A 25,146-nucleotide genomic window follows, 5' to 3' on the forward strand; every position below is an offset into this window, starting at 1 on the left:
GCCGATGCTCAGCCGCTACTTCATCGACCGGCCGATCTTCGCCTGGGTCATCGCCATCGGCATCATGCTGGCGGGCCTCGGCGCGATGTTCTCGCTGCCGATCGCCCAATATCCCGACATCGCCCCGCCCGGCGTCTCGGTCAGCGCCACCTATCCCGGCGCGTCCGCCGACACCGTCGAATCGAGCGTCACCCAGGTCATCGAGCAGCAGCTGACCGGGGTCGATGGGCTCATGTATTTCTCATCCTCCTCCTCGTCCAACGGCCAGGCGCAGATCAGCGTCACCTTCCAGAAGGGCACCGATCCGGACACAGCGCAGGTGCAGGTGCAGAACCGCGTGCAGCAGGCGCTCAGCCGCCTGCCCAACGCGGTGCAGCAGCAGGGGCTGACCGTCACCAAGCAGCAGACCGACTTTCTGATGCTCGTCGGCCTCTACGACGAAACCGACACCGCCAGCCAGGCCGACATCGCAGACTATCTGGTCAATAATTTCCAGGATTCGATCGCCCGTATCGACGGCATCGGTTCGACCCGCATTTTCGGCTCGCAATATGCGATGCGGGTCTGGCTCGATCCCTATAAGCTCGCCGCCGTGGGGCTGATGCCCTCGGACGTGCAGAGCGCGATTGCAGCGCAAAATGTCGAGGTCTCAGCCGGCCAGATCGGCGCCGATCCCGCGCCCAAGGGGCAGCAGATCAACGCCACCGTCACCGCCCGCGCCCGGCTCCAGACGCCCGAACAGTTCCGCGCCATCATCGTCAAGACCCAGAGCGACGGGTCGATCGTCCATCTCTCGGATGTCGCCCGCGTCGAGCTGGGCAACGAGAATTACACGACCTCGGCCCGGATCAACGGCCATCCCGCCTCGGGCATCGCGCTCCAGCTCTCGCCTGGCGCGGACGCGCTGAAGACCGCTGAACTGGTGAAGGCCAGGGTCGCCGATCTCTCGGGCGCGCTGCCGCACGGCTACAAGGTCGTCTATCCGCGCGACACCACCCCCTTCATCAAGCTGTCGGTCGAGGAAGTCGTCCACACGCTGCTCGAAGCCGTCGGCCTCGTCGTCGTGGTGATGTTCGTCTTCCTGCAAAGCTGGCGCGCGACCCTGATCCCCGCCATCGCCGTGCCGGTGGTGCTGCTCGGCACCTTCGGCATCCTCGCCTTGTTCGGCTACTCGATCAACACGCTCACCCTGTTCGGCATGGTGCTCTCAATCGGCCTTCTGGTCGACGATGCGATCGTCGTGGTCGAGAATGTCGAGCGACTGATGGAGGAGGAGGGGCTGTCTCCCCGAGACGCGACTATCGTCTCCATGTCCGAAATTGGCGGCGCGCTGGTCGGCATCGCGCTCGTCCTTTCGGCGGTGCTGCTGCCGATGGCCTTTTTCGGCGGATCGACCGGCGTCATCTACCGCCAATTCTCGATCACCATCGTCTCCTCGATGCTGCTCTCGGTGCTGGTCGCGCTGGTCCTCTCGCCCGCGCTCTGCGCGACGCTGCTGAAGCCCGTCGATCCGGAGAAGAAGCAGAAGGGTTGGGCCGGCAGGTTCAACCGCTGGTTCGAGCGGATGACGAACGGCTATATCCGCCGCACCGAGCAGGTGATGGGCCGGCGCGCGCTGTTCTGGGGCGTCTATGTCGTGCTGCTCGCCCTTCTGGTGCTGATCTTCATCCGACTGCCGTCCAGCTTCCTCCCCGTCGAGGATCAGGGCCAGGTGATGGTCCAGATGACGCTGCCCGCCGGCGCCAAGTCGAGCCGCACGGCGGCGGTCGCCGAGCAGGTGCAGAATTATTTCTCCAACGATGAAAAGGACAATGTCGCCTACACCTTCATCCTCACCGGCTTCAGCTTTCAGGGGCAGGGCGAGAATGTCGGGCAGGGCTTCATCAACCTGGCGCCCTGGGAGGAGCGTAAGGGCGCGGCCAACAGCGCAACCGCCATCGCAGGGCGGGTCAATAAGGAATTGTCGGCGATCCGCGACGCCAAGATATTGGGCATGACCCCGCCGCCGATCCGGGGCCTCGGCCAGTCGAGCGGCTTCACCTTCGAGCTGCTGAACAGCGGCGGCCTGCCCCGCGAACGCTTTCTCGAACTGCGTAACCAGCTCCTCGCCGCCGCGCAGAAAGACCCGCTGCTCGCCGGCGTGCGCGCTGCGACGCTGGAAGATACGCCCCAGCTCAAGATCGACATCGATTCGGAGAAGCTCTCGGTCCTCGGCCTCACCCAGCGCGACGTGGACGATGTGCTCCGTTCGGCCTGGGGCAGCACCTATGTCAATGACTTCCTCGATCGCGGCCGGGTGAAGCGCGTGTTCATGCAGGCCGACGCCCCCTATCGCGCCTTGCCGACCGATCTCGACAATTGGATGGTGCGCTCCGCCAGCACCGGGCAAATGGTGCCCTTCTCCGCCTTCGCCACGACCCGCTGGGTGATGGGGCCGACCAGCGTGCAGCGCTTCAACGGCCTATCTTCCTACGAGCTTCAGGGCCAGGCGAGCGAAGGCGCGAGTTCCGGCGAGGCAATGGACCGCATGGTCGAACTGCAAAAACAGCTCCCCGCCGGCACCAGCTATGCGTGGAGCGGACTCTCCTATCAGGAAAAGCTGTCGGGCGGGCAGGCACCGATGCTCTACGCGCTGTCGGTCCTCGTCGTGTTCCTCTGCCTCGCGGCTCTCTACGAAAGCTGGTCGATTCCGCTCGCGGTGCTGCTGGTGATCCCGCTGGGACTGATCGGCGCGGTGATCGCGGTGTGGGCGCGCGGGCTGGAGAATAATATCTTCTTCCAGGTCGGCCTGCTCACCACCATGGGTCTTGCCGCCAAGAATGCGATCCTGATCGTGGAGTTCGCCGAAGCGGCCCACCGGGAAGGGAAGGACGCCTTTTCCTCCGCGCTGGAGGCCGCCCGGCTGCGATTCCGCCCGATCCTCATGACCTCGCTCGCCTTCATCGTCGGCGTCATCCCGCTGGCGATCGCGACCGGGGCCGGCGCGCAGAGCCGCGTGGCGATCGGCACCGCAGTGGTCGGCGGCATGACGACCGCGACCTTGCTCGCCATCTTCTTCGTGCCGCTCTTCTTCTTCACCATCGCCAAGCTGTTCGGATCGGACAAGCCGCGACCCGCGCCGACGCCAGCCGCCGGAGTTCCGGCATGACCCGCGCGCTGTTCACCGCGCCCGGCCTGCTCGCGCTCGCCGCCTGCAACGTGGCGCCCGCCTATGTGCGCCCGGCCGCGCCAGTCCCACCCGCGCTGCCGACCGGCGAAGCCTATGCGCCACGCACCGAAGCCAAGGCCGGACTGGCCTGGACCGAACTGGTGCAGGACGTAAAGCTCCGCACGATTATCGAGCGCGCCCTTGCCAACAACCGCGACCTGCGCGCCGCGCTCGCCAATGTGCAGGCGGCGCGCGGCCTCTACCGGGTGCAGCGCTCGGCGCGGCTGCCGACGATCACGGCGGACGCCGGCGCGAATTTCAGCCGCCAGAACGACCAGCGCCAGAATAGCTACAGCGCCGATATCGGCTTCAGCGCGTTCGAGATCGACCTGTTCGGCCGCGTCCGCAATCTCACCGAATCGGCGCTGCAAACCTATCTCGCGACGCAGGAGGGCGCGCGCGCCACCCGCATCAGCCTCATCGCCGAGACCGCAAGCGCTTATGCGACGCTGGCTGCGGACCAGGATCTGCTGGCCCTGTCCCGCCAGACCCAGGCGAGCGCGGAGCGGACCCTGGCGCTCACCCGCTCGCTCAACGCCGCGGGCCTTGCGGGCAAGCTCGACGTCTATCAGGCGGAGACCACCGTCGAGCAGGCCGCCTCTGATGTCGCCGCCAACGTCACCCAGGTAGCGCAGGATCGCAACGCGATCGACCTGCTGGTCGGCGCGCCGGTCGAGGACGCTCTGTTGCCAGGCCCGATCGACAGCCTGATCCCCGCCATAGCCAGAGCGCCGGCGGGTCTCTCCTCCGCCATCCTGCTCCAGCGCCCGGACGTGTTGCGGGCCGAACATCAGCTCATGGCCGCCAACGCTGACATTGGCGCGTCGCGCGCGGCCTTGTTCCCGACGATCAGCCTCACCTCGGCGATCGGGGTCGCGAGTTCCGCTTTGTCCGCCCTGTTCACTGGCGACGCCTTCGCCTGGTCGGTCAGCCCGTCGGCGCGGCTGCCGATCTTCGGCGGCCCCAATCGCGGCAACCTCGCCTATAGTGAAGCGCAGCGCGACCTCTATGTCGCCCAATATGAGAAGGCTGTGCAGACCGCCTTCCGCGAAGTCGCCGACACGCTCGCCCGCGACGGCACGATCGACGCGCAGCAGGCGGCGCAAAGGCGGCTGGTGCTGGCGAGCGAACGCGCCTTTACCCTGGCCGAGCAGCGCTACCGATCGGGGATCGACAATTTTCTGACCGCGCTCAGCAGCCAGCGCGCCCTCTACGCCGCGCGCCAGTCCGCCATCGCCACCGACCTGGCGCTCGTCAGCAACCGTATCGCCCTCTACCGCGCGATCGGCGCGGACCAGTAGATTTTATTCGCCGCCAAGCCATGCCGGCATGTCACGCCTGGCATGGAGGATACGCCAGACATCAACATGATCCGGCTGCTCGACATAGAAGATCAGATAGGGGAAGCGGGCCATCGCCTTGCTGCGGAGACCGGGCAGGTCGAGTTCATGCGCATAACGCGGCGATCCCAAGCCAGGCCGAGCGGCAATTCTACGATAGCCGGCTTCCAGCGCATCCACGAAACGCAGCGCCAAATCCGCGCCGCCTTCCTGTGCATAATGTTCGACAATCATCTCCACATCGGCCAGCGCCCGGCCGCGTGGGATGACAGGCTTGGCGCTCACCGCAGGGGAGAGATACGGTCGCGCAGCGCGTTGAAATAGGTCCGATCCGCGATATTGCCCGGCGCGCTGGCAGCGCCCTCCAGCAGAAGGCCTCGCAGTGCCTGCCGATCCCGATCCTTGCGGATCAGCTCGCGCACATATTCACTGCTCGTGCCATAGCCCCTGCCGGCTACTTGGTCATCGACGAAGCTCTTCAGCGTTTCCGGCAAGGAGATGTTCATCGTGCTCATGACGCCTTCCTAGAGATTTGGCAATTTTTGGCAAGCACAGGTATTTGCCACGCCATCGTACCAGGTCGTATCATTTCATTTTGCTACGGTTTATCGCTCTTTTCCGGCGCTGCGCTTATGATATTCTTCAGAAAAAGAATTTGGAGAGAGAGCCATGCTGTTTCTGGCACGGTGCTTGGACTGGATATGCCACGCCTTTGCGTCAGGTGCGCAGGATGAGGTGCGGCTCAACCAGCTGATATGTCCCCTCGCCCAGCGCCGAGATGCGGACAGCCGCATTCGCTGATCGCGCCGCCTGTCCCTATCAAAAAAAAAGGCCGATCAGAAGACCGGCCCATGAAGTTTTAGGAGAGGATGCCTGAAAGGCAGCTCCCTTGTCGCTGGCCAAGACATTGTTCGCAAGTGCAAAAAATGCGCCTGGCGATTGCAAATTCTGCATGGGCGGAGAAGTCGCGCTTTCCGTAGCGTCAGAGTCGCCGCTATGTCCGCACCCGCAACGTCGCACCCGCCGCAACCACGAGCGTAGCCCCTGCAAATGCCATGGTCCAGATCGGATCGCCGGGGAAGAATCGTGTCATCACCGACCCCATGATCGTCGCTACCAATAGTTGCGGCAGCACCACGAAGATGTTGAACAGCCCCATATAGACGCCCAGCTTCGCCTGCGGCAGGCTGGACGCCAGCATCGCATAGGGCATGGCGAGGATCGATGCCCAGGCGATGCCGATGCCGACTTCGCTCAGCAGCAACAGGCGCGGATCGCGCACGACCAGGAAGCTGGCGAACCCGGCCGCCCCGGCCAGAAGGCACAGGGCATGGGTGCGCGCCTGGCCGAGCCTGGCCGACAGGCGCGGCAACAGGACCAGCGCCGCCACCGCCGCCGCCCCATTATAGACCGAAAACAATACCCCCACCCAATTGCCGCCGGCCTGATAGGCGGCGCTCGCCGGGTCGGCCGATCCGAACATATATTGGGCCACAACCGGCGTCGTATGGATCCACATGATAAACAGCGCCGACCAGCTGAAAAACTGCACCAGCGCCAGACGGCGCATGATCGGCGGCATCGCCGCGACATCGCCGACGATATGGGCGAGCATCGTCTGTCCCCGGCCGGCCCGCGCCAGCAGGACGGCGGCGATGCTGGCGACGCCATAGCCGGCGAGCAGCGCCGCCAGCAGATAGACTTCCTTCTCCATGGCCCAGAGATCGACGAGCAGCGCCACCAGTAGCCCCACCCCGATCCAGCCGAAGGAGGGGGCAAGTGCGCGGCGGGACAGATCGGGCGTCGCGATCGGCTCTGCTTCCTCGGCGAAGGCGCGCATCTGTGCCGGCGTATATTCCTGGGTCGTCAGGATCGTCCAAAGCACCGCGCCGAACAGCGCCGCTCCGCCCGCCCAGAAGCTGTAGCGGACGGTGTCCGGTATCTCGCCGGCCGGGGCGACATTGGCGACGCCCAGATGGTCGAGCAGCCAGGGAAAAAGCGATCCCACCACTGCGCCCGCGCCGATGAAGGCGGTCTGCACCGCATAGCCGGCGGTATGCTGGTCCTTGCGCAGCATGTCGCCGACGAAAGCGCGAAACGGCTCCATCGATATGTTGAGGCTGGCGTCGAGCATCCACAGAAGCATTGCCGCCATCAGCAGCGCCTGGCTCTGCGGCATGGCGATCAGCGCAATGGCGGACAGGAGTGCACCCGCCAGAAAATAAGGCCGCCGTCGCCCCAGCCGCCCCAGCCATGTCCGATCGGACAGATGGCCGATGACCGGCTGCACCAGGAGGCCCGTCAGCGGCGCTGCCACCCACAAGGCGGACAGATTGTCGATGCTGGAGCCGAGCGACTGGAAGACGCGGCTCATATTGGCGTTCTGCAGCGCAAAGCCGATCTGAATGCCGAAAAAGCCGAAGCTGATATTCCACAGGCCGGCAAAACCCTGACGAGGCTTTTCCATGCCCCTTCTCCCTCTCCTCATGCAATCATCTGCGCTGACATGAGGAAGGGGGGCGGGCAAGATGCGCATACGAATTCACCCGCCTCGCCCGGCAGGGGCGAGCCGCCTATCCTTCGGCGCGCAGGCGGGCGGCCAGTTCGGCGATTTCCTCCGGCTCGAGCAGCCAGGTGCGGGTCGCCCGCCCTTCGCGATGCACCGGCTGGGTGAGCAGCACGCGCGCCTGCGCACGCGCGTGGGGCTTGTAGAGCGCGAAATGGGTCGCGCAATCGCGGATGGTACCGATCAGCGGCGGCTTGCCGTCGAGGTCGATCATTGTCGCGGGTTGATCCCAGGGGATGGCGGCGACGCCTTTTGTCTTGTCCATTCTGCTCCGAGACCATGGCCGGGCCGCAAAATCAAGAGCGCGACGCTTGACCCCATCCGCCCCCCAGCGCCCGAAAGAGATCGACCTGGGCAAAGGAGAGGGCGCGGGTTGCCGTAGCAAGGTCCGCTTCAGCGCTGGCGAGGGTGCGTTGCGCATCGAGGACGGTCAGAAAGTCGATCCGCCCTTCGCGCTGGCGGGCGAGGCTGATCCGCGTGGCGCGCGCGGCCTCGTCACGCGCGGCGGTCAGCGTCTGCGCCCGCTCGATCGCATGGGCATAGACGGACAGCGCGCGCTCGGTTTCCTCCAGCGCCTGGAGCACGGCGCCATCGAACTGCGCCAGTGATGCCGCGCTGTCGGCCTTGGCCGTGCCAATGCGCGCGCGGATCGCTTCCTGATTGGGGAAGGCCCAGCTGATGAGCGGCCCGAGCAAGAAATTGAGCGGCCCGCCGCCCAGCAGGCTATTGCCGCCCAAGGCCGTCGTGCCGACCGACCCGCCCAGCGTGATGCGCGGATAGAGGTCCGCCGTCGCGACGCCCACCCGCGCCGTATCGGCCGCCAGCCGCCGCTCGGCCGCGCGCACATCGGGACGGCGCGCCAGCAGCGCCTGCCCGTCGCCGACCGGGATGGGCTGGGCGAGCTGCGGCGTGCGAACCGCGGCGCGCACCGTGGGGGGCAGCTCCTGGGGCGTGCGCCCGGTCAAGGTCGCCAGGCGAAAGAGCGCAGCGTCGCGATCGGCCTCAAGGCCCGGAATCGCTGCCTTCTGCTGGTCGCGCAGGGCGGTCACGCGGATCACGTCCAGCCGATCGGATCGGCCGACCTCGAACCGGGCGCCGGTAATGCGGATCGACTGGTCGAGCAAAGCCACCGTCCGCTGCGCCACATCCAGCCGCTCGGCCGTCGCGGTCACGTCCAGATAGGCGCGCACCGTGTCGGCGATGACCGCGACGCGCACACCGTCGGCATCGGCCTGCGCCGCAGCGAGGTCACCCCGCGACGCTTCCACGCCGCGCTTGACCCGACCGAACAGATCGACCTCGTAGCTGATGTCGAGCCCGCCATCGAACACCCAGTTTTCCCGGTCGATGCCGGGCAATGACTGCACGTCCGACGTGCGGGTATAGTTGGCTGACGCGCCGAGGCCGGTCCGGGGCAGGCGATCGGACTTCGCCCCGCGCAGCGAGGCGCGCGCCCGCTCGATCCGCGCCACCGCCACGCGGATATCGGCATTGGCGGCAAGCGCATCGTCGACGAGCCGGTTGAGCAGCGGGTCGCGATAGAGCGTCCACCAGCGATCCTGCGCGGCGGCGGTGCTGACCGCCGGGCTGGCCGCCCCGATGAAGGGCGCGGCGGCGGTGGTGGGGGTGGCCGGCGCCTGGTAATCCGGGCCGGCGGCGCACGCGGTGAGCGCGCTCGCGCCCAGCAGCACGGCAAGCAGATGTTTCGTCATGGTCCTTGTCCTCATTCGGCCGGCTGCAACGCAGCGTCGGCTTGACCGGGCCGGCGGCGGGCGAAGCGATCGCCCAGTGCGCGGCACACGACATAGAAGGTGGGGGTGAAGAGCAGGCCGAAGGCAGTGACGCCAGCCATGCCGAAGAAGACGGCCGTGCCCAGCGCCTGCCGCAGCTCCGCGCCGGCCCCTTCCGCGATCACCAGCGGCACCGCCCCCAGGATGAAGGCGAAGCTGGTCATCAGGATCGGGCGCAGGCGGGTCTGCGCCGCCTGGACCGCCGCCTCCACTGGCGAAAGACCTTGTTCCTCCTCCGCCTGCTTGGCGAATTCGACCACCAGGATCGCGTTCTTCGCCGCCAACGCGATCAGCACGACGAGGCCGATCTGCGTCAGGATATTATTGTCCATGCCCCGCAGGTTGATCCCCAGCATCGCCGCGAACAGGCACATCGGCACGATCAGGATGATCGACAGCGGCAGCGTCAGGCTTTCATATTGCGCCGCCAGCACCAGGAAGACGAAGAACACGGCCATGGCGAAGACGATGCCGGCGGTGTTGCCCGCGCTCTTCTGCTGATAGGCGATCCCCGTCCATTCGCCCGCATAGCCTTCGGGCAGAGCAGCGCTCATCTTCTCGATGGTCGTCAGCGACTGGCCGGACGAATAGCCCGGCGCGGTGTCGCCGTCGATTTCGACCGCTGGCATCAGATTGTAGCGGACCACGCGATAGGGGCCGGTCTTGTCGCGGAAGGTCGATACCGAACCGATCGGCACCATGCCCCCGCTGTTGGACCGGGTCTTGAGATTGGCGATGTCCGCGACGCTGCCGCGATGCTCGGCGTCCGCCTGCGCGGTGACGCGATAGGTGCGGCCGAGCAGGTTGAAGTCGTTGACGAAGGCGGAGCCGAGATAGACCTGCATCGCTTCGAACACGCGCTGCGGCGGCACGCCGATCAGGTCGGCTTTCGCCCGGTCGACATCGGCGTAGATGCGCGGCGTGCTAACGTCGAACAAGGTGTAGACCATAGCGAGGCCGGGGGTCTGGTTCGCCTTGCCGATGAAGTCGTTGGCGACGCGGTTCAATTCCGCATAGCCGCGGTCCTGCCGGTCCTCCAGCATCAGGCGATAGCCGCCGGCCGAACCGATGCCCTGGATGACGGGCGGCGGCACGAGCAGGATGCGCGCCTTGTCATAGCCGGCGACCGCCTTGTTGGCCTCCGCCATGATGCCGGCATAGGTGGCGCCCTCCTCCTCACGCTCGGCGAAGGTCTTGAAGGGGAAATAGATGGCCGCCGAATTGGGCGCCTGCGTCTGCGAGGGGCCATGGAAACCGGCGAACATCACCGCGCCGCGCAGCCCCTTGATCGGCAGGATCTTCTCCGCCACCTCGCGCGTCACCTTGTCGGTGCGTTCGAGCGACGCGCCGGAGGGAAGCTGGACCACGGCCAGGAAATAGCCCTGATCCTGCGACGGAATGAAGCCGGCGGGGGTGACCCAGAACAGTGCGCCGGTGGCGACGATCAGGCCAGCATAGGTCATCAGCATCTTCTTGGGCCGCGCGACCAGCCAGCGGGTGAGCCGCCCATAGCCCGCGCTCATCCGGTCGAAGCCATTGTTGAAGGCGTCGACCGCCACGCCCATCTTCTGCCGCCAGAGCGGATCGCCGCTGCGGTCGCGCGCACCATGCTTGGCGTGCAGCAGCAGCGCAGCAGCGGCGGGCGACAGCGTCAGCGACAGGATCAGCGAGATGATCGTGGCGGTCGAGATGGTGACGGCGAACTGCTGGTAGAAAGCGCCCGAAATGCCGGTGATGAACAGCGTCGGCACGAACACCGCGCACAGCACAAGCACGATCGCCACCAGCGCCGCCGACACTTCGTCCATCGAGGTGCGCGCGGCTTCCAGCGGGCTCATCCCCTGGGCGATATTGCGCTCGACATTCTCGACCACCACGATCGCGTCGTCCACGACGATACCGATCGCCAGCACCAGCCCGAACAGCGACAGGTTGTTGAGCGAATAGCCAAGGCCGGCAAGGATGGTCGCGGTGCCGATCAGCGACACTGGGATAGCGATGATCGGGATGATCGCCGCGCGCCAGTTCTGGAGGAAAACCAGGATCACGAGAACGACAAGCAGAACAGCCTCGAACAGCGTCCGATAGACCGCGTCGATCGACTGGCTGATAAATTCGGTGGGATTGTAGATGACGCTATATTCGAGCCCCTTGGGGAAGCGCTGCGACAGGGCGTCCATTTCCGCCTTCACCTTCTCCGCCGCGTCGAGCGCGTTGGAGCCGGGGCGCTGCATCACAGCAATGACGACGGTGGGTTTGTTCGAGAGATAGGTGTTGACGCCATAATCCTGCGCGCCAAGCTCCACGCGCGCGACGTCGCGCACGCGCACCTGGCGGCCGTCCGCATCGGAGCGGATCACGACCTCGCCAAACTGCTCGGGCGTGGTCAGCCGACCCTGCATCTCGACGCCGAGCTGGAAAGCCTCGCCCCGGTCATAGGGCGGCTGGCCGATCGAGCCCGACGAGACCTGCACATTCTGCGCGCGCAACGCCGATACGATTTCGCCGGCCGTCAGATCGAGCGCGGCGGCGCGGCCGGGGTCGATCCAGACACGCATCGCATAGTCGCGCGATCCGAACAGTTGCACGTCGCCCACGCCGTCCAGCCGGGCGAGCCGGTCGCGTACCTGCGTCAGCGCATAGTTGGACAGGTAATCGCGGTCGAACGTGCCGTCGGGCGACTGGAGGTTCACGACCATCAGGAAGTCGGGCGTCGTCTTGCGGGTGACGACGCCGAGCCGCTGCACTTCCTCGGGCAGGCGGGGCACGGCGACGGCGACGCGGTTCTGCACCAGCACCTGCGCGGCGTCGAGGTCGGTGCCGATCCTGAAGGTTACGGTGATCGTCACCTTGCCGTCGCCGGTGGACTGGCTGCTCTGGTAGAGCATATCGTCGACGCCGTTGATTTCCTGCTCGATCGGCGCGGCGACGGTGGACGCCACCGTCTCGGCCGAAGCGCCGGGATACTGCGCCGAAACGGTGACGGTCGGCGGCACGATGTCGGGATATTGGCTGACCGGCAGCCCGATGAAGGCGAGCGCGCCGACCACGGCGATGACCACCGCGATCACGGCAGCGAAGATCGGCCGGTCGATGAAGAAGCGGGAGAAGCGCATCGGAACTGTCCTGTGCGATAGGCAAAGCGCGGCCCTGCCCCCCGGACGGGCCGGGAGGGAGGCGCGGTTGTGCTTTGAAGAGCGTTAGCGGGCGAAGGTCGCTTGCGATGCCGCCGGGGCACCTGCGTCTGTAGCGGAGATCGCGGCAGAAGCGGCCGCCTGGGGTTTGACCGGGGCGGCGCGCGTCGCCACCTTGGACCCCGGCATTGCCGCCTGGAGGTTGCCAACGATCACGCGATCTTGCGGCGACAGGCCCGACCGGATGATCCGCAGCCCGTCCACAACAGGGCCAAGCTGCACCGGCTTGGCGGCGACCACATCGTCCCGACCAACCACCAGCACGGTCTTGCGCGCCTGATCGGACTGGATCGCTTCGTCCGGGACCAGCAGCGCGTTCACCTTGCCCCCGTTGGACAGGCGCATATTGCCGAACAGGCCGGGAGTAAGGAACAGGTCCGGGTTGGACAGCACAGCCCGGCCCCGGATCGTGCCCGAACGCGGATCGAGGCCATTGTCGGTAAAATCGAGCTTGCCCTTCCAGCGATAACCAGCCTCGTCCTGAAGGCGGATTTCGATCGCGCCGCCGTCGCCCGCCTTGTCGCGCTGGCTTTTCAGGAACAGCGCTTCGGACGCATCGAAGGTGAAGTAGATGGGATCGAGCGCATTGATGGTGGTCAGCAGGCTCGCGCCGCTGCCCTCCGCGCCCGAGACGAGATTGCCGATGTCGACGCGGCGGTCCGACACCCGACCCGAGATGGGTGCCCTGACCTGCGTGAATTCGACATCGAGCGCGCGCTGGCGGGCGCGGGCGTCGGCGGCGGCGAGCGCCGCCTGCGCCGCCTGGAGCCGGGCGCGCAGCGTGTCGATCTCGCTCGCCGAGACGGCCTCGTCGCCGGTCAGCCGCTGGACACGGGCATAGTCGGACTGGGCAAGGGACAGTGCGCTGCGGGCGCTGGCGACATTGGCGCGCGCTTCTGCAAGGGCGGCGAGGAAGGGGCGCTGGTCGAGGGTGAAGAGCAGCTGCCCCTTGCGGACGATGTCGCCATCGCGGAAGTGGATGGCGGTGACCGGGCCGGAGACGCGCGGCCGCACCTCCACTGTCTGGCTGGGGGCGAAGCGGCCGACATAATCGTCCCACTGAACCACCGGCCGCACCAGGGGCGCTGCCACCGCGACCGTCACCATGGGCGCGGCGGACGCCTGGGCTTCGGGCTGGCCGATGAATTTCCATGCCATTCCGCCCGCCACGACGAGCGCCAGCGCCCCCCAGATCAACGGCTGCCGCCGCCATCGCGCGTTTTTAGGCTGAGCCGCGCTCGCCGGCGTATCGGCATCGATCTTCACGATCATGTTCATGCGTAAGTCCCTTTATTGTGGCGCGCGGCGCTGATCGCAGACAGCAGCAGTTCGAGCTGCCCGTCGCTGAAACCGGCCTTGCGGAAGCGGGTGATGGCAGAGAGGCGGACGGCAAAGCCGTTATGCCAGGCTTCCACTGCGAGGCGGCGCAGCGCTTCCAGCCGCTCGCTTGCGAGATGGAAATGCGGCTGCGGGCCGAACAGCAGCGTTTTGAGCCGGGTCTAGGCACCGGGATCGCGCAGCGAGGACAAGCCATCGGTGCGCGCAAGCGACACGATCTGCCACTCTTCGGCCGAAAAGCCCGTCGCCAGCGCCTTGATGCGCGCCGCGACGGCGGGCAAGCTGATGCCATCCCCGGCCGCGGGCAGCGGCTGGGCAAAATCGATATAGGCCATGATCCATTCCCCTTGGGTCACGCGCCGCTTCGATCGCGAAAGCCGCCGGGCGATCGCGGAAGAAGCGGATGGACGAGCGCCATCATCCAATCGGCGCGCGATCGGCATGGCGGGATGATGATGAAGTGGGGTCAGTCAGCCGCGCGAACGGCCGTCAAACCATCAGATACAAAGAATAATCTGCATTTGGCCTCCTTCGAGGCAGCGCCTCAACCGGATTTCATACTCATCGGTATATAATGCAGTGCAGCGACTCGTCAACCGCTTTCTGTACCGATCGGTAATTTTTCTGAACGGCCAATGACGTCAGGCGCTCGGCCACATGGCGAGCGTGGTTTCGACGAGCTGTTCCAACTGCGCCCGCGTCGCGCCGCCGCTGGCCTGTACGCCCATGCCCTGCATCACGGCGGACAGATAGCGCGCGAGCGCCATCGGCTCGACCGAGGCAGGGAGGTCGCCTTCGGCTTTGGCACGCGCGAAACGCTCGATCAGCGCCTGGTGCGACGACGCCTGACGGCTCAGCACGTCGGCCTTGATCGACTCGGCCTGGGTCGTGCAGGCGACCATGCTGATGACGCCCAGGCAAGCGCGCGGGTCGTTGCCGGCGGTTTGAATATCGAGCGTGCCGCGCAGCAGCCGTTCGGCCACGCCCCGCGCCGTGGGCGCGTCCAGGGCCGAGCGCATATAGCAGAGCTTGTCGCGCTCGTAGAGATCGAGCGCCTTGTGAAACAGGGATTCCTTGTTTCCGAAACAGGCATAGAGGCTGGGCTTGGTGATGCCCATGGCGTCCGTCAGCTCGGCGAGCGACGCGCCTTCATAGCCCTTTTCCCAGAAGACCTGGAGGGCGGCAGACAGCGCTTCCTCGGGATCGAACTCCCGTGGCCGTCCGCGTGTGACCTGTTCCGCTGCGCTTTTCATACCGGTCGGTATATAGGTGGCCCGTCCTGCCTTGTCCAGTTGCTCACATCTGCCGCAGCGCCCGCGCCGGCCGCACCGAGAGCAGCGGCAGCGACCCGGCAAGACCGATGCCGAGCGTCAGCAGTGCGCCGCCGCCCAGCGTCGCCAGCACGATCGCCCAGTCGGGCGCCCACCGGAAATCGAAAATCTGGACGATGACGACCCAGGCGGCAAGGCTGCCCAATCCCAGCGCCACGCCCGCCAAAACCGTAGCGAGCAGCCCATATTCCAGCGCCTGGCCCAGCAGCAACTGCCCGCGCGTCGCACCCAGCGTCTTCAATATCACGCTGTCATAGCTGCGTGCCTGGCGCGAAGCGGCGATCGCACCCACCAGCACGGCAATGCCGGCTAGAATCGCCACCGACGCCGCGACCAGGATCGCGCGCGCCATTTGCGTCAGGATCGTGCCGATCTGGTCGATCACTTCGCCCACCGCGATCACCGACACGCCGGGGAAAGCGGCGAGCAGCGCACGGGTGACGGCAGCGTCGTGGCCTGCGTCCATGGTGATGGTCGAGGCCAGGCTGTGCGGCGCGGATTGCAGCGTCGCGGGCGGGAAGACGAGGATATAATTGAACCCCATCGTGTCCCAATTGACCTTCCGAAGCGACGCGATCCGCGCCTCGATCTCACGACCCAGGATCGAAATGGTCAGCGTGCCGCCGACACCGATGCCGAGCGTCTTGGCCGCTTCGGCATCGAGGGAAACGAGCGGCGGGCCGCGATAGTCCTTCGGCCACCAGCGCCCGGCCACCAATTCGCTGCCTTCGGGCAGGACCGCGCTGTAGGTGACGCCACGCTCGCCGCGCAGGAACCATGCGCCTTCTGGCAGTTCGGCGAGATCGGCGACGCGCTGCCGGCCATAGGCGGTGATCGTGCCGCGCAGCACGGGCACGATATTGAGTTGCGCTTCGGGCGCCTCTGCGCGGACAAGGCGCTCGAAGCGCGCCTTTTGCGGGGCGGGAATATCGAGCACGATCTGCGCCGGCGCTTTCTTTGGCACGACGTTGCGGATTTCGCTGTCGAGGCTGGTCTGGATGCCGGCGAGCGTGACGAAAAGAGTAAGCGCTAACCCCAACGCGACGATCAGGGCTGCGGTCTGTGCGCCGGGGCGGTGCAGATTGGCGAGCGCGAGCCGCAGCAACGGCCGGCGCGGTCGGGGCAGGCGACGCGCGATGCGGCTGACGGCCAGACCGAGCGCAAGAAGCAGCAGGAGAACAAGCCCGACCGCGCCGAGCACGGACGCGGCGAACAGTGGATCGCGCGCGCTGACGAGCGCCAGCCCTATGAGCAACGCGGCGGCCAACGTCATCGCCGCAACACCGCGCCGGTCGATCCGCGCCCCTCCTTCGATCGCGCTGCGGAAGATGGCGGCGGCCGGCTGTGTGCGCGCCCGCCCGAGCGGCGGGAAGGTGAACAGGAAGGCGATCAACAAGCCATAGCCGGCGCTGGTGGCGAGCGGCAGGGGGTGAAGGCGGAAGCCGGGGCTGACGGGCAGGACGTCACCGGCCAGCGCCACGATCAGCGGCGGCAACGCCGCCCCGACGATCAGCCCCGCGCCGATGCCCAGCAGCGCGACCGCGCCGATCTGAAGCCGATAGATGCGCGCGATATCGGCCGATGTCGCGCCCAGCACCTTGAGCGTCGCAATCCCGCCGCGCTTGCCGGCGAGATAGGAAGCGACGCCGTTGCTGACGCCGATCCCGGCGATCACCAGCGCGGCAAGGCCGATCAGCGAGAGAAACTGGCCCATGCGTTCGATGAAGCGGTTGGCGCCCGGCGCGGCGCGATCGCGCTCCTTGAAGGTCCAGCCCTCGCCGGCGCGCGCCTTTTCCCAATCCTTGACGACCGTCGCGGGATCATAGCGGGGCTCCAGGCGGATGCGATATTTGCTGCTGTAGAGGCTCCCCGGCTGGATGAGGCCGGTGCGCCGCAGCCCGTCGAGCGACACGATCGCGACCGGCCCCAGGGTGAAGCCCTCACCCAGGCGATCGGGCTCCTGTGCGATGACCGCCTGAATGGTGAAGAGCGCGCCGCCATAGCGCAGCTGGTCGCCGGGACGCAGAGCGAGCCTCTCCGCGAGCGCCTCTCCGATCAGTATCCGGTCGGCCGCAAGCGGCTGATAGTTCCCGCTTCGCAGCGTCACCGCGCCATAGAGGGGATAGGCAGCATCCACGCCCTTCAATTCAGTGAGGATCGCCGGCGGGACTGAGTCTGTGCCTCCCCCTACACGCTGCGCCATGGCGCGCAGGCGGATCGTCTCGCTCAGGATGCCGAGTTGGCGGAAGGCTTCCTTGTCGCCAAGGCTCGCCTCGCGCTGGGTCATGCCGATCTCGACATCGCCGCCCAATATGACCCGGCCCCGGTCGCGCAGTTCCTGGGTGATGGCGGCGGTCAGGCTGCCGATCGCCGCCAGCGTGGCGACGCCCAGGAACAGGCAGAGGAACAGCAGCCGCAACCCGCGAAAGCCCAGATGCAGGTCGCGCCGCGCGATGCGCCAGCTGGCGCGCCAACCAAGCCCGCTCATGCGGCCCGATCCGCGACGATGCGCCCGTCCTGCATTTCGATGATGCGCTGGCAGCGGCGGGCGAGCACAGGGTCGTGGGTGATGATGACCAGCGTGGCCGCCGCTGCCGCCTGCCGGTCGAACAGCAGGTCCATGATCGCCGCACCGGTCGCCGCGTCGAGATTTCCGGTCGGCTCGTCCGCGAACAGCAGGGTCGGCCGGCCCACCACCGCCCGCGCGATCGCGACGCGCTGCTGCTCGCCGCCCGAAAGCTGGGCGGGATAATGGTCGATGCGGTGGCCGAGGCCCACCGCGCGCAGTTCCTCCGCCGCCATAGCGAAGGCGTCGGCATGGCCGGCAAGCTCCAGCGGCACGGCGACATTTTCCAGCGCGGTCATGGTGGGCAGCAGGTGGAAGGCCTGCAAGATGATGCCGATCCGGCCGCGACGGGCGCGGGCGAGCCCGTCTTCGTCCAGCGTCGTGAAATCGACGCCGCCTACCCGCACGCTGCCGCCAGTTGCCCGCTCAAGCCCCGACAGCACCGCCATCAAGGAGCTTTTGCCCGACCCGGACGGCCCCAATATGGCGAGGCTCTGCCCCAGGGGGATGGCAAGATCGACGCCCTTCAGGATCGACACCGGCGCATCGCGTGTTCCAAGCATCAGGGTGACATTCGCCGCGTCAACGGCGATAGGGGCATCGACTGTGTCGGAAAGCATGAAGAAGGAGCGCTCCTTGGCAGGCAGGTTGATGCAATATGGGGCGCTGGCGCTGTTTGTCCATCTGGCCGCTTGTTCGGACGGCGCGCCGCCGCCGCCCCCTGCGACCAGGGGCGAGCAGCCCGACACGGCAGCGACGCCGGCGGCAGACGAGCGGCTTGTAGTGGCGTTCGGCGACAGCCTCTATGCCGGCTATAATCTGGACCAAGGCAAGGGGCTTGCCCCCGTACTGGAGCGGGCGCTCGGCGCTCGCGGCATCAAGGCGCGGGTCGTCAATGCCGGCGTATCGGGGGATACGAGCGCGGCAGGGCTGGCGCGGCTCGCCTTCACGCTCGACGGGTTGCCGCGCAAGCCCGATCTGATGCTGCTGGGGCTTGGCGGCAATGACATGCTGCGCGGCCTCAGCCCCATGGAAACACGCGCCAATCTGGACGCGATCCTGGCCGAGACGCAGAAGCGCGGCATCAAGGTGGTGCTGACCGGGATGCTGGCTTCCGCCAATATGGGACCGGATTATGCAGCGGCGTTCAACCCCATCTACCCGGAACTGGCGCGGAAATATGGGGCGGGACTCTACCCGTTCATGCTGGACGGGGTGATCGGCCAGCGAAACCTGCTGCTGCCCGACGGCATCCATCCCAACGACAAGGGCGTGACGGTGATCGTGGGCAAGCTCGCGCCGTTGGTGGCAGATGCTTTGAGGCAGGAGACGTAGCGGGGCGGCCTTTGCAGGCCGCCCCGCCGCCGCATCACTGCGCCTTCTTGTCCATATAGCCGTGCATCTTCAGCCAGGCGGCGAACGCCTCGAACCAGCCGGTGCTGGTCGTCTTCTTGGGATACATGCCGAAACCGTGGCCGCCCTGCTCATAGAGGTGGAACTCGACCGGGCGCTTGGCGGCGCGCCAGTCGTCGATCAGCTTGAAGTCGCGTCCGCCAAATAGCGGATCGTCCGCCGCGATCGCCGCGAACATCGGCGGGGCGTCGGCGGGCACCGTCATCGTCCCAAGCGGGCCGTAGACATTGCCGACAAAGGCGGGCTTCGCATCGGTGGACAGGGCGGTGGCCATGGTCAGCATCGCGCCGGCGGAAAAGCCGATCATGCCGACCCGGTCGGGATCGACATGCCATTGCGCGGCGCGGCTGCGGACCAGGCGGAAAGCGGCCTTGGCGTCCTCTAGCTGCGGCGCGAGGTTCATCGCGGCGCGGTTGGCTGCGGGGAGTGGATTGCGCGCAGCGCCGGCGAACATTTCCGCCATCGACCTTTCAAAGCCGGCCATGTCGGCCGGCGTCTGGTTCAGGCGATATTTGATGACGAAGGCGGCGATGCCGCGCGCGGCCAGCGCCTTGGCCACGTCATAGCCTTCATTGTCCATCGAGAGCGTGCGGAAGCCGCCGCCCGGCGCGACGATGATCGCCGCGCCCGACGCCTTGGCCGGATCGGGCAGGAAGGGGGTGAGCGTCGCTACGGTGACGTTGCGGGCGAAATTGCTGCCATATTGGCGGTGCCAGCTTTCCTTCGCGGTCGCGCCGGGGAGCGACCCGGTGCCAAGCTCGATCGCGCCGGGCTGCGCCGGGATCGCGATCGGGGTCATCTTGTCTTCCTGCGCGCTAGCCCAGGCAGGCGCGACAAGCGCGCAGGCGGCGAGGCTCAGGGCGACGCGGCGGGTCAGGGACGTGAATGGCGTCATATAATCCTCCTCCGATGTTCGTTATTTGGGCAGGGAAACGCGCTTGGTGATGCTGTAACGGACCTGCTGCGTATCCACCTCGCCCCCGGGCTGGCCGCTGCCGACGCTGAGCGCATAGTCGCCGGGAATGAGCGCGCGCTCGCCCGCCATAGTGACGAAGCTCAAGTCGCGGGGCGAGAGGGTGAAGGCGATGTCGCGGCTCTCGCCGGGCTTCAATGACACGCGCTGGAAGCCGCGCAGGGCGATCCGGGGCGCGCCTTCGAAGCCGGGCGGGGTGATGTAGAGCTGGGCCACGTCGTCGCCCGCCCGCGCGCCGCTGTTGGTGATGCGGGTGCGGACGGTGATGCCGTTCTCCACTGCGCCGCCCACCGGTTCGATCGCCGGCGCGGCATAAGTGAAGCGCGTATAGCTGAGCCCGTCGCCGAAACGGTAGACCGGCGTGCCCTTGAAATAGCGGTAAGTGCGGCCGTTCATGCCATATTCGGTGAAGGGCGGCAGGTCCGCGACGCTCTTGTAGAAGGTCAGCGGCAGGCGGCCGCCCGGATCGGTCTTGCCCGAAAGGACATTGCCCACCGCAAGGCCGCCGGACTGGCCGGGATACCAGGCCTCCAATATGGCCGAGGCGTTGTCCTTGGCCCAAGAGAGGTCGATGGCGCTGCCGTTCATCGCGACGACGATCAGCGGCTTGCCGGTGGCCTTCGCCTTTTCCAGAAAGGCGCGCTGGTCGGCGGGCAGGTCGAGCGTGGTCTTGTCGCCGCCCGAGAAGCCTTCGACCTTGACCGGCATTTCCTCGCCCTCCAGGTCGGAAGTGAGGCCGACAACCGCGACGATCACGTCGGCCTCCTTCGTGCCGGCAGCGAGATCGCGGTCGAGATTGTCGGTGATCCGCTTCCAGAAGATGGCGGGCGCGGCGGGGATGCCGCTTTGCCCCTGGAGGCGGACGGCGTAGCGCTGGCCCTTGGTCATGGGCACGTCGACGAGCTTCAGCGGTTCGGCCCAGCGGCTATAGTCGGTGGCCGATACGACCGGCTTGCCGTTCAGCGACACCTCCCCCCTCACGCCGGTCAGCGCGAAGCGGTAGAGGCCGGTTTCGGGTGCGATCAGAGAACCGGTCCAGATGACCTTATGCTCGTTCGCCACCTGCTTGAACTCGGCCGCGCGGGAAACGATGCTTTCTTCCGTGCGGACGAGGACGGGCTTGACCTCATACTGGTCCTTGGCGGTGGCGTTATAATATTCGGCGCGGATGCCGGGCTTGCCATCGGGCGTGCGCAGCGCGGTGCCGGGGACGAGATCGCCATCGGTGATGGACGGGCTGAACGGGATCAGCGTGACCGCGGCGCCGGGCATCGCCGCTTTGAGGCCGTCCGCGACGGAGATGGGCGGCGCGCTCTTGGCCGAGCTGTAATTGCCGCGCAGCACGCGGGTGGCGTCGGCGAGCGGGCCGGCGAGCGCGATTCTGGTGCCGGGCTTCAGCGGCAGGATGCCGTCATTCTTGAGGAGCACGAGGCTTTTTTCGGCGGTTTCGAGGGCGAGGGCTTGATGCTGGGCCGTGCCGATGGCCTTGACCGGCGTGGCGTTGGGCTTGCGCGACGAGAGACCGGGCAGATCGCCGTTGCGCAGCCGCGCGGAGAAGAGGCGGACGAGCGCGGTGTCGATATCCTCGATGCTGATATGGTTTTTCGCCAGCGCGTCCTTGTAGCGATCGCCAAGGCCCTGCTTGCCGCCGAGCGTGGCGTTGTTGCACTCGCTGTCCACCCCGCGCCGCAGCGCGACGGCGACGCCGGTGGCGGCGTCGGGCGCATATTTGTGATGATCGTAGATATCGACCACGGCGTCGCAGTCGGACACGACATAGCCCTTGAAGCCCCAGGCGTCGCGCAGATAGTCGGTCAGCAGCATGGGGCTGCCGCAGGCGGGCTCGCCATCGACGCGGTTATAGGCGCACATGATGGAGCCCGCTTTGCCCTCCACGATCGCGGCGCGGAAGGCGGGGAGGTAGGTGTCCTCCAGATCGCGCTTGCTGGCGAAGATATTGTCGGTGTGGCGGCTCGGCTCCGGGCCGGAATGGACGGCATAATGTTTGGGCGTGGCGACGACGTTGGGCAGGTCGGGATTGTCCCCCTGCATCCCCTGAATGAAGGCGACGCCGATCTGGGCCGTTAGAAAGGGATCCTCGCCGTAGGTTTCCTGCCCCCGGCCCCAGCGCGGATCGCGGAAGATGTTGATGTTGGGCGACCAGGTGTCGAGCCCGGTGCCGATGCGGCCGAGATGCCCGGTCTGCCGGCCGAGCGTGTGCAGCGCCTGCACTTCGGTGCTGATCGCGGCGGCGACCTGCTTGATGAGCGGCTGGTCGAAGGTGGCGGCAAGGCCGATGGGTTCGGGGAAATTGGTGGTCGGCACCGCGCCGATCGCGCCGTGGAGCGATTCGGTCCACCAGTTGTAGGCCGGGATGTTGAGGCGGGGAATCGCGGGCGCGGTGTTGAGAAGCTGCTCGACCTTCTCGTCCAGCGTCAGCTGGTTCACGATGGCGCGGGCCTTGCCGTCCGCTTCGCTCCAGACATCGGCGGGTTGCGCGAGGGCGATCGGGGCAACGGAAAGGCAAAGGGCGGCGGCGGCCGCGCGCAGGAGGGTGGCGGTCTTCATGTCTGTCTCCCCGGTCAGGATGGCGCGCCGCCGTCCGGCATGGCCTTGTCGTTATGAATGGGCGCGGGGGAGGGCACTTCCCCCGCGCCCGGGCGCGCTCAGTCAGCAGCGCCTTTCTTCAAGAACGGATTGATCGTCTGGATCGTGCCGTCCGGGTTATATTTCAGTTCGGTCACCTTGACGTTGCGCAGGCGGGTCTGGCCGGACAGCTGGCTGTCGGCGTAGAAGAGCCACCATTTACCGCCCCATTCGACAATCGAGTGATGGGTGGTCCAGCCTTCCACCGGCTCCAGGATACGGCCCTTGTAGGTGAAGGGGCCATAGGGGCTGTCACCTATGCCATAGACCAGATAATGGGTGTCGCCGGTCGAGTAGCTGAAATAATATTTGCCTTTGTACTTGTGCATCCATGACGCCTCGAAGAAGCGGCGGTCATGGTCGCCGCCCAGCAGCGGCTTGCCCTTGTCATCGATGATCTGGATTTCGCGCGGGGTTTCGGCGAATTCTAGCATGTCACCACTCATCTTCGCGACGCGCGGGGCGATGGCGGGCTTGTCGTCCTGCCCCAGGTCGGTCTTCGACCCGTTGGGATCATATGTGCCATTGAGGTTGCGCTGAAGCTGGCCGCCCCAGATGCCGCCGAAATACATGTAGCTCTGCCCGTCCGTGTCGGTGAAGACGGCGGGATCGATCGAGAAGCTGCCCTTGATCGGCTGCGGCTGGGGCTTGAACGGACCCATCGGGTCTTTGGAGGTGGCGACGCCGATGCGGAACGCGCCTTGCTTGTCCTTGGCGGGGAAGTAGAGATAGTAAGTGTCGCCCTTCTTCGCGGCGTCGGGCGCCCACATCTGCTTGTCGGCCCAGGGCACGTCCTTCACGTCCAGAGCGACCGGGCCGACCGTGACCGGGCCGCCGATCTTGTCCATGCGCAGCACGCGATAGTCGCGCATCTCGAAATGCGCGCCCAGATCGTCCTCTGGCGTCGGGCCGTCGATATCGTGGCTGGGATAGACGTAGATCTTGCCGTCCCAGACATGGGCGGAAGGATCGGCGGTGTAGATATCCTTGACCAGCGGCTGGGAGAGATATTCGGACGCATCGCGCCGCCCGGGCTCGGCAGCGGCATTGGCGCTGTTGTTGGTCGTGTCCGCCTGCTGGCAGGCCGATGTCAGCGCCGCCACCGCCAGGCTGCTCAGGATAATATGCTTCTTCATGCTGTTCCTCTCCTCGCTGCGCCTTTGATAGCGCTATCATATCTTCCGCACAATGCCGATCAACCCCTGTCGCCGTCCGCAAACCGGGTTCAGACGGGCTGGAGCCCGTGCGCCACGATCTTGTCGATGAGGTCGCGATGGCGCGGCAGGCCGGCGCAGAGCTTCTGCGTCAGCGCGGCATTTTCCCGCCGGGTTCGTTCCGCGACGCGGCCGTCGCGGCCGAGCGACGCCGGATCGACCTCGGTGCGGAAGCCCATGCCGTAGAGCACATATTGATAGCTGGCGGAGGGGAACACCTCCTCCACTCGGTCGAACTCGTCATGGAACCAGGGCGACTGGTAGCGCCAGAGCAGCAACAGTTCCTGAAGTCGCTCCGGGATGCTCTCGGCCCGCACATTGTCGCGCCAGAAATCGCTGTCGGTGCGCTGGGTCAGCACATAATGGAGCTTCAGGAAATCGATGATCCGGCCCCAGCGATACTGCGTCGTCGCGTTGAAGCGCGAGGCGATGATGTCCATCACCTCGCGGCAGGCGGGCATCTGCTCGGCGATGATCTTGGCCGACAATTCGATGAGGACGATCGCGGACGCCTCCAGCGGCTCCAGGAAGCCGGCGGCGAGGCCCACGGCGACGCAATTGCCCTTCCAGAAGGTTTCGCGATGGCCGGAGCGAATCTTGATCTTGCGCGCACTCAGCCCATCGGCGGCCGGGCCGATATAGGCGCGCAGTTCGCGTTCCGCTTCTTCGTCGGAAATGTGATTGCTGGAATAGACATGGCCGATGCCGCGCCGGGTCTGGATGCCGATGTCCCAAATCCAGCCGGCGCTCTGCGCGGTCGAGATGGTGTGCGACGCCATCGGACTGTCGGGCCGCTCATAGGGCACCTGCATCGCGAGCGCGGTGTCGCAGAAGAGGACGTCGTTGCAGTCCCTGAACGGCACGCCCATCGCTTCGCCGATCAGCAGCGCCTTGAAGCCGGTGCAATCGACGAACAGATCGCCTTCAATCTCGCCGGCCTGGGTGGTGCTGATGGCGCGTATGTCGCCATTGTCGCGCATCAGCACCTGTTCGACATCGGCGAGCACATGGCGCACGCCGAGCTTCTCGGTGCAATGGCGCTGAAGGAAGGGCGCGAATTTGCCGGCGTCGAGATGATAGGCGTAGTTGGCGAGCGCGTCATATTCGGCCGTCGCGATCGTCTTGGGCGCCAGCCCCTCGTCGCAGATGCGGCCCTGCGCGCAGACGCTGTCGCAGAAGCTTTCGCCGCCGTCGTCGGCCAGCCAGTGCGGGGCGAGGTTCACCTGCCCGAAATTCTGCGGCAGCATCAGCGGGTGGTAATAGCCGTCGTCGGCCGCGCCGGTGGTCCAGCGGGCGAAGCGCGCGCCCTGCTTGAAGGCGGCGTCGCATTCGCGGAAGAAGTCGGTTTCGGAGACGCCCATGCGCGACAATGTGGTCCGCAAAGTGGGCCAGGTGCCTTCGCCCACGCCGATGATCGGGGTGTTGGGCGATTCGACCAGGGTGACGGTGAAGTCGGCGCGGCCCTTGTGCCGGGCGGCGATGATGCCTGCGGTCAGCCATCCGGCGGTCCCGCCGCCGACGATGACGATGTTGCGGACCGGGGTGACCATGAAGGAAAATACCATGG

At 66.5% G+C, this 25,146-nt stretch carries 19 protein-coding genes; 3 read left to right on the forward strand and 16 right to left on the reverse strand.

The genetic code is table 11. The features are described 5' to 3' along the window. The first annotated feature begins 4 nt into the window (after positions 1–4). Complete coding sequence (locus V2B31_RS15320; RefSeq protein ID WP_328280036.1) at positions 5–3,148, forward strand: efflux RND transporter permease subunit; 3,144 nt, start codon at positions 5–7, stop codon at positions 3,146–3,148. Next, a complete protein-coding gene (locus V2B31_RS15325) occupies positions 3,145–4,509 on the forward strand; it encodes an efflux transporter outer membrane subunit (RefSeq protein ID WP_328280038.1) in 1,365 nt (454 codons plus the stop codon). Before V2B31_RS15320 ends, V2B31_RS15325 begins: the two co-directional genes overlap by 4 nt. A 3-nt stretch (positions 4,510–4,512) precedes the next feature. Here the strand turns inward: V2B31_RS15325 and V2B31_RS15330 are convergent, their stop codons facing one another. The 12 genes from V2B31_RS15330 to V2B31_RS15385 all read right to left on the reverse strand — a co-directional run bounded on the left by V2B31_RS15330 (position 4,513) and on the right by V2B31_RS15385 (position 17,953). Next, positions 4,513–4,833 carry a type II toxin-antitoxin system RelE/ParE family toxin gene (locus tag V2B31_RS15330; protein ID WP_328280040.1) on the reverse strand — a complete coding sequence of 107 codons (321 nt, stop codon included), beginning with the start codon at positions 4,831–4,833 and terminating at the stop codon, positions 4,513–4,515. Next, positions 4,830–5,063 carry a type II toxin-antitoxin system ParD family antitoxin gene (locus V2B31_RS15335; protein WP_328280041.1) on the reverse strand — a complete coding sequence of 78 codons (234 nt, stop codon included), beginning with the start codon at positions 5,061–5,063 and terminating at the stop codon, positions 4,830–4,832. Before V2B31_RS15335 ends, V2B31_RS15330 begins: the two co-directional genes overlap by 4 nt. A gap of 479 nt (positions 5,064–5,542) precedes the next feature. After that, complete coding sequence (locus tag V2B31_RS15340) at positions 5,543–7,015, reverse strand: MFS transporter (RefSeq protein WP_328280043.1); 1,473 nt, start codon at positions 7,013–7,015, stop codon at positions 5,543–5,545. 106 nt (positions 7,016–7,121) lie between these two features. Beyond that, a complete protein-coding gene (locus tag V2B31_RS15345; RefSeq protein WP_328280045.1) occupies positions 7,122–7,379 on the reverse strand; it encodes a hypothetical protein in 258 nt (85 codons plus the stop codon). Positions 7,380–7,410: 31 nt separating this feature from the next. Then, complete coding sequence (locus V2B31_RS15350) at positions 7,411–8,826, reverse strand: TolC family protein (protein WP_328280047.1); 1,416 nt, start codon at positions 8,824–8,826, stop codon at positions 7,411–7,413. An 11-nt stretch (positions 8,827–8,837) separates the two neighbouring features. Next, complete coding sequence (locus tag V2B31_RS15355) at positions 8,838–12,020, reverse strand: efflux RND transporter permease subunit (RefSeq protein WP_328280049.1); 3,183 nt, start codon at positions 12,018–12,020, stop codon at positions 8,838–8,840. 84 nt (positions 12,021–12,104) lie between these two features. After that, the gene (locus tag V2B31_RS15360) at positions 12,105–13,376 is read right to left on the reverse strand and encodes an efflux RND transporter periplasmic adaptor subunit (protein WP_328280051.1); all 1,272 of its coding nucleotides are present in this window, start codon (positions 13,374–13,376) and stop codon (positions 12,105–12,107) included. Beyond that, positions 13,373–13,513 carry a hypothetical protein gene (locus V2B31_RS15365; RefSeq protein WP_328280052.1) on the reverse strand — a complete coding sequence of 47 codons (141 nt, stop codon included), beginning with the start codon at positions 13,511–13,513 and terminating at the stop codon, positions 13,373–13,375. The genes V2B31_RS15360 and V2B31_RS15365 overlap by 4 nt, the downstream gene beginning before the upstream one ends. A gap of 84 nt (positions 13,514–13,597) precedes the next feature. After that, positions 13,598–13,879, reverse strand: coding sequence for a hypothetical protein (locus V2B31_RS15370; protein ID WP_328280054.1), 282 nt, complete (start codon positions 13,877–13,879; stop codon positions 13,598–13,600). A 198-nt stretch (positions 13,880–14,077) separates the two neighbouring features. Further along, positions 14,078–14,689 carry a TetR/AcrR family transcriptional regulator gene (locus V2B31_RS15375; RefSeq protein WP_328280055.1) on the reverse strand — a complete coding sequence of 204 codons (612 nt, stop codon included), beginning with the start codon at positions 14,687–14,689 and terminating at the stop codon, positions 14,078–14,080. Between the two features lie 43 nt (positions 14,690–14,732). Beyond that, on the reverse strand, positions 14,733–17,255 hold the full coding sequence (locus tag V2B31_RS15380) for an ABC transporter permease (protein ID WP_328280057.1): 2,523 nt from the start codon (positions 17,253–17,255) through the stop codon (positions 14,733–14,735). Beyond that, on the reverse strand, positions 17,252–17,953 hold the full coding sequence (locus tag V2B31_RS15385; RefSeq protein ID WP_328280059.1) for an ABC transporter ATP-binding protein: 702 nt from the start codon (positions 17,951–17,953) through the stop codon (positions 17,252–17,254). The genes V2B31_RS15380 and V2B31_RS15385 overlap by 4 nt, the downstream gene beginning before the upstream one ends. Here V2B31_RS15385 and V2B31_RS15390 point away from each other — a divergent pair. Then, positions 17,952–18,668, forward strand: a complete 717-nt coding sequence (locus tag V2B31_RS15390; RefSeq protein WP_328280061.1) for an arylesterase — start codon at positions 17,952–17,954, stop codon at positions 18,666–18,668. The two genes, V2B31_RS15385 and V2B31_RS15390, sit on opposite strands and share 2 nt — an antisense overlap. Positions 18,669–18,702: 34 nt before the next feature. Here V2B31_RS15390 and V2B31_RS15395 read toward each other — a convergent pair whose 3' ends face one another. The 4 genes from V2B31_RS15395 to V2B31_RS15410 form a co-directional block, all read right to left on the reverse strand. Then, entirely contained in the window at positions 18,703–19,641 is a 939-nt protein-coding gene (locus V2B31_RS15395; RefSeq protein WP_328280063.1) for an alpha/beta hydrolase, read from the reverse strand. 21 nt (positions 19,642–19,662) lie between these two features. Then, entirely contained in the window at positions 19,663–22,287 is a 2,625-nt protein-coding gene (locus V2B31_RS15400) for a glycoside hydrolase family 3 C-terminal domain-containing protein (RefSeq protein WP_328280065.1), read from the reverse strand. Positions 22,288–22,385: 98 nt separating this feature from the next. Beyond that, complete coding sequence (locus tag V2B31_RS15405) at positions 22,386–23,501, reverse strand: glycoside hydrolase family 43 protein (RefSeq protein WP_328280067.1); 1,116 nt, start codon at positions 23,499–23,501, stop codon at positions 22,386–22,388. A gap of 89 nt (positions 23,502–23,590) precedes the next feature. Beyond that, the gene (locus tag V2B31_RS15410) at positions 23,591–25,129 is read right to left on the reverse strand and encodes a tryptophan halogenase family protein (protein ID WP_328280120.1); all 1,539 of its coding nucleotides are present in this window, start codon (positions 25,127–25,129) and stop codon (positions 23,591–23,593) included. Between the last annotated feature and the right edge of the window lie 17 nt (positions 25,130–25,146).

The organism is Sphingobium sp. (assembly GCF_036170395.1).
In the GTDB taxonomy this organism is placed as follows: Bacteria; Pseudomonadota; Alphaproteobacteria; order Sphingomonadales; family Sphingomonadaceae; genus Sphingobium.